The sequence below is a fragment of the Leptospiraceae bacterium genome (genome assembly GCA_016708435.1).
Lineage (GTDB): Bacteria > Spirochaetota > Leptospiria > Leptospirales > Leptospiraceae > UBA2033.
This window is the reverse complement of record JADJFV010000037.1, coordinates 1-5464: the sequence shown is the minus strand read 5'-3', so window position 1 is coordinate 5464 and position 5464 is coordinate 1. Positions and strand designations below refer to the sequence as shown.

Sequence of the window (5464 nt, the reverse complement as noted above, 5' to 3'; positions counted from 1 at the left end):
TGCTGGTATTGCCAATTCACTGTTTGAAAACGAAATCCACCTTCCTCAAACTTTGTTAGATTATAAGTATCACTAACCGAATTGTGTAAGTAGGGGACCACCAATTGCCAATGCATTTTGCATTCTGGTTACAAGCTTCCACACAAGCCTTTGTTTCTGTAAAATAATTTATATCATTTTGATTGGCTCTATTTTCGAATCTGGAATATCAAGTCTTCCTGTATTAGAAAAATTAGGTCCATCAGTTTTATAATAATATCCACCACCACATATTATTGTATAAAACTTGCGTTTACACCTAGAATGCCTCTAGCAGAAAAGCTATTGGAGTATCCCAGATTTTGCTAAATTTTTTCCCACCCTCCATAAGTGAAATCAACGTGATTTCCTGGATGGGAATCTTTCCATCTTTAGTGATGATATTGATAATTCCATTAGCTTGTTGGCACCGTAAAGAGCAGAAAGCTGGACCCAAAGAGCGTAATTTCAATTCTAGCGACGTTATTCAGCGAGAAATGAATAGTACTAGCACTGCATTTTCATTAATATTATTATCAGAACCCCATCTACATAGACCAAGGTTCGGTTATTCTCTCCAACTAATCCGCGCTGATGCGAACAGGTTCAGGGTAAACGCCATAAGTATGTTGAAAATCAAAGCCGGGCATCATGGAGTGCATCGACTAATGTTCTGTATCCTCTCCACTTTTAATTTGTTTATCTGTAATTTATAGACGGAAGCCAGAACCTGAAACTTTCTAGAACTTTCACTAGAAGCTGTGATTACAATGTTGTCTTTCAATTTAAAGAAATCTTCTTCCTTATATGTGTGTTTTGCTCCTTATTTGAAGAAGTAGATTCTTTTTGAAGTAAATTCTTTTCCTTTGCCTTATCTAGATTTCGAATTTCCTCTTCTAGTCTTTTCTTTTCTTGCTTTAAGTTCTTCAATTTCTCTATTCAATTCCTCTTTAGGTGTGAAAAGTTTATCAGAATTTCTTGTCTGAGAAAAATGGATAGAGTAAAAGAATACACAAAACAAAGAAATAATTTGAGCCAGTGTTTCATTCGGTGAATCTGTATAAAGTAAATTTATTTCCATTAAGGTCAAATGAAAGAATCTAAGTTAAAGATTTTTCAACGGATAAAATTTAGAAGAAGGAAAAATTGGTCAAACGTGTTTCTTAAATCTGCAAACATTTTAAAAATTGGACTAGAGAAATGCAAATGCATAGCGAGTAAACCTAACACCTTTTTTCAGTGAAACGGATAATATGAAATTACCGCATTTTAGAAGCAACAGTATTTGCTGACAATAATAGTTATATGCAGATAATGAAGTTAAATCATTATCTGCATTCTTGGACAGAAGAGCTATCCATTAAATTGTAATTGATAACGTAAGAAGCATTGCATTTTATCAATTAATATATTACAATCATAAAAAGAGATATCAATCAAAAGAGAATTCTTCTTTAGTTTGCAAAGTAACGGACATCTGCCAGAGGAAAGAGAACAAAAACGTAAAATAAACCGCAAGCAAAGAAAGAATTTATTCATAAACCAGAACCTTTTTTTCCCTTGACCAAAAGTCTGTGACATAACGATAATATCTACATTATCAGCAATGATAAAAAAAGGAGTTATTTCATGAAAATTTTCTTATGCACTTTATTTTTCTCTATTCCGGTTTTGGTATTTGCACAAACAAATGTAACTCTACCAGCGAAAAAAAACCACATCCCGAATTAGCCTCGGATGATGCATACAACACGGGAGCCTATGCGACCGGCTTACAGACAAGTATCTCCAATCATGAGAAAGAAATTTTAGCCAAAATTGTATTGATCGAAAAATTGCAGATAAAGATCAGTGAATTAAACAAGAGCATTCAAAACACTGTCATTATCAACGATGAATCGCCAGTAATCGCTGCGGATTCTCGTCTACAAATTGTATCTTCTCGCCAATTGGAATTTTCTTTTCAGAATGGCAAGGTTAAAGAAATTAAAATCATTTCAAACAAGCGAAATCTAAAGAATGATTTGAATTCGATTATCCGTATATTGACATTCGAGCCTGGTAACTTTTCTGAGATAAAAATCAAAGTAGATAGATTTGAAAGTAAAATCAAAGGAGTCTCCCAAGTAGAGGCTTACCATGAAATGCCGCCGGAAGCCAGAATTCATGTCATCAGACTAATTGACCAAGTTCTTTTAAACACTATCAATAGATTTGAAACTTTTATTCAAAAGAATAAAGGAGAAAGAATAGAGAATACAATTAATAATGTAAAAGAGTTATAAAAGAAAATGAGTTGAAAATAAATTTACATGCATAGACTGTAGTAGTTTTATTAAGAAGGTGGCTCTATGCAATTTAAATTATTAATTATACTTTCGGTTCTATTTACAAACTGTCTAAAAGCCAAAAAATCTCCGTTCGATGTAACGTCTAAGTCTAGTTCTACGGCAAGTTATTTTTGCAGGAAGTGGAAAACTTGCTTCTCTAGAGGCTAATCCCTCTTCTCCTATAGTGTCTCCGACTACTCCAACGACTACTTCTACTGCGGTTACACCTCCTAATGCGCCTGCCAGCGTATCCTATGGAGCCTCTTCTTCTTTTAAATTAATTCCGGGCAACGCTGTAAATTTTACCCCAAGTGTCTCGGGTGTAGTAGACTCCTGGACAATTACTCCGACTCTACCAACAGGACTGACGTTTGACGCATCGACCGGCTCTATTACGGGAACTCCGAGTAGTGCTATTTATTTGAACGGAGGATTTCCTTTAACAGCCTATACGATTACGGCACAAAACTCAGGCGGAAAGATTGATTTTAATTTAAGCCTCCAGATTCTAGGCACTGGAGAAAATGTCTGGACTGTTTTAAATGGAGTGAGTGGTCGCGATACAGCCAATGGATATGCTTCTGGATACGGAAGTTTATTTTTTCATACAGCGACGAATAGCCTTTATGCAGGAGGTTCTACTGCTGGTGCGTTAGACGGTGAGCCTAATCCTTATCCGGGCATTTCTACTTCTTTTGCTACAAAATATGATTTAGACGGGAAGCGACTTTGGACTAGAGTCATTCCACTTTCAACCGGAGGTTTTTGGCAAAAGGGTCTAACGATTGATTCCAACGCAAACGTGTTCATCGCTGGAAATACATGGGGTTCTGCTGGAGGCACGTATGATGGTCAATCTGTCACGGGCGGTGATGGATCCTTAGGAATTACAAAAATTGATAGCAATGGAAATAAACAATGGACAGTCGTAAAAAACGGTGGTAGCGAATTAGAAGTTGCTGGTATTTCGGCTGACGCTAGCGGAAATGTATATGCATCAGGTAGAGTAAAAGGAGATTTGGATCTTATAACGAATACGGGTGGATCAGATAGCGCGATGACCTTGATTAAGTATAACACAAATGGAACATGGTTACAAACTTCACTGGCTGGATCGATAGGAGGGGGTAATCATATAGGTGGTTCTGCAACTACTGTGGATGTATCAGGTAATATTTGGGTTGCAGGTGTTTCTCAATCAACAGGCGCTCGTTGTGCTACAGCCCTTGGGCAGAGAACAATTGTCCTCTATAAATTCAATAGCAGTATGGTTTTTCAAAATTGTTATGCATTAGCCTCTTCTCCTACTACTGGTTACAATTTTCCCCATGGACTGACTTCAGATCCTTCCGGTAATATCTACGTAACAGGACAGAGTGCAAGTAATCTTGACGGATTAACAAAAATATCCGCAGCAGGAGACTATCATGATGCCTTCATTGCCAAGTTTAACTTCGACGGAACAGTAGCATGGAAAAGACAATTATCTCCTGGAGGAACAACCGAGACAAAGGCGTATGCCATTACCCGCTCACCCGATGACTTTTATTATATTACAGGTGAGACAAATGGAAACCTAAGTGGTCAGACTTTAAACGGGGTAATTGACCTATTTGTAGCAAAGTATAATTCCAGTGGAACTCTCCAATGGGTAAAATTAATAGGCTCAGCAGGCTCTACTACTTATGGAACAGGAATTGCCTTTGATACAAACAATACACTTTATCTATCCGGAACTTCAAACGGAGACATCGGAGGAGTAACCAATCCGGTTAAACCAAATTATGCGCATATGCTGATACGATTTGTAAAGTAAGGCTACTTCTTAAGTATTTCTTCTATCGCCAAACAAAGATTATCCACTTCTTTGGGAGTAGTTAATATCCCCGTAGATATGCGAATGGTTTGGTTGGCGATATCTTTTGTAAGACCCATTGCAGTAAGAACATGACTAGGCTCCCAAGCTCCTGCATGACAAGCAGATCCACGCGATACACCAAAGCCGCGTTTATCTAACTCAATCAAAAGCTTTTCGTTTGAAATAGAAAGAGTAACACAGCTAGTATTTACAAGTCGCTCCACCTTCTCACCGACAACAATTCCGCCTATCGCTTTAAGTTTAGTCTCCAAAAGAGTTCTATTTTTCATTTGTAAGTCTAGATACTTCTTCTCATTCGTTGCAATTTCAGAAATTGCTTTATCAAAAGAAAGGATACCGGGAAGATTCTCTGTGCCGGGACGAATTCCCTTCTCCTGATCTCCTCCTTTGAATACAGGGACCGGCTTACTACGATATGCCACTGCTGAGACTCCTTTCATTCCATAGACTTTATGCGAAGAAAACGAATACGAATCGGCATCAATTTCCGCAAATATTGATTTCATCTTACCAGGAGATTGAATTGCATCACAGTGTAAATAGACACCATACTGATCTGTAATCTCACGAATTTCTTTGAGGGGTTGAATGACTCCTGTTTCATTATTAGCAAGCATGACGGCAACTAAGACTGTCTCGTCATTGCAATTGTCATCAATGAAATCAACATCGACTAATCCATATTTGTCTACAGGAATCCATCTTACTCTATACCCACGCTCAGAAAGTTGCGATTTTAAATTGTAAATACTTGGATGCTCGATTGCAGAGAGTAACACCTGCGTATCCTCTTCTGGCTCATCTTGAAAAAGAAAGTTAAGTGCAAGAAAATTTGCCTCTGTTCCTGTGGAAGTAAAAGCTAATTTATAAATTTCAAGTCCTAAGTTTTTAAGTATATTGGTTCTAGCTGATTCCAATCTCTCTCGCGCCTGACGTCCAGCACTGTGCATTGCGGAAGGATTCGCATAAAGCTCCATCCATTCTGGAATATGTTTTTTTATTTCGGGATGAAGAGGAGTCGTTGCATTGTAATCGAAGTAGTGCATACTTAATCCAGGTAATTCTCAATTTTTTCGCTAGAATAAATTTCAGAGAGTAAATCACTTTTAGTCAGTCCGAAAAATTGAATCGTCTTAATTCCAGCAGTGCGAGAGAGTTTTACTTTTTTAGAAATCTTAGAAGGTAGCTTCATGGAAAGCTCAAAGAAATGATCGATATCTATCTTAAGAGCACGAAG

General features: G+C 37.5%; 5 protein-coding genes. 2 read left to right on the top strand and 3 right to left on the bottom strand.

Features of this window, described 5'->3' with window-relative positions:
- Positions 1 to 798 precede the first annotated feature (798 nt).
- A complete protein-coding gene (locus IPH52_27935) occupies positions 799 to 948 on the bottom strand; it encodes a hypothetical protein (GenBank protein ID MBK7058812.1) in 150 nt (49 codons plus the stop codon).
- A gap of 713 nt (positions 949 to 1661) precedes the next feature.
- Between IPH52_27935 and IPH52_27930 the strand changes: the two genes are divergently transcribed.
- Positions 1662 to 2303 carry a hypothetical protein gene (locus tag IPH52_27930; GenBank protein ID MBK7058811.1) on the top strand — a complete coding sequence of 214 codons (642 nt, stop codon included), beginning with the start codon at positions 1662 to 1664 and terminating at the stop codon, positions 2301 to 2303.
- Between the two features lie 229 nt (positions 2304 to 2532).
- Positions 2533 to 4164 (top strand): SBBP repeat-containing protein, encoded by a 1632-nt coding sequence (locus IPH52_27925; protein ID MBK7058810.1) that lies wholly within the window; start codon positions 2533 to 2535, stop codon positions 4162 to 4164.
- A 2-nt stretch (positions 4165 to 4166) separates the two neighbouring features.
- Here the strand turns inward: IPH52_27925 and IPH52_27920 are convergent, their stop codons facing one another.
- Together IPH52_27920 and IPH52_27915 are read right to left on the bottom strand one after the other, a co-directional pair.
- Positions 4167 to 5273: a cysteine desulfurase gene (locus IPH52_27920; GenBank protein ID MBK7058809.1), complete on the bottom strand. Its 1107-nt coding sequence runs from the start codon at positions 5271 to 5273 to the stop codon at positions 4167 to 4169.
- A gap of 2 nt (positions 5274 to 5275) precedes the next feature.
- The coding region (locus tag IPH52_27915) for a hypothetical protein (protein MBK7058808.1) at positions 5276 to 5464 on the bottom strand (189 nt) is incomplete at its 5' end.

Coding starts and splice junctions, on each gene's coding strand:
- IPH52_27930 (MBK7058811.1), top strand. CDS start 1,662: ATGCACTTTATTTTTCTCTATTCCGGTTTTGGTATTTGCACAAACAAA.
- IPH52_27920 (MBK7058809.1), bottom strand. CDS start 5,273: ATGCACTACTTCGATTACAATGCAACGACTCCTCTTCATCCCGAAATA.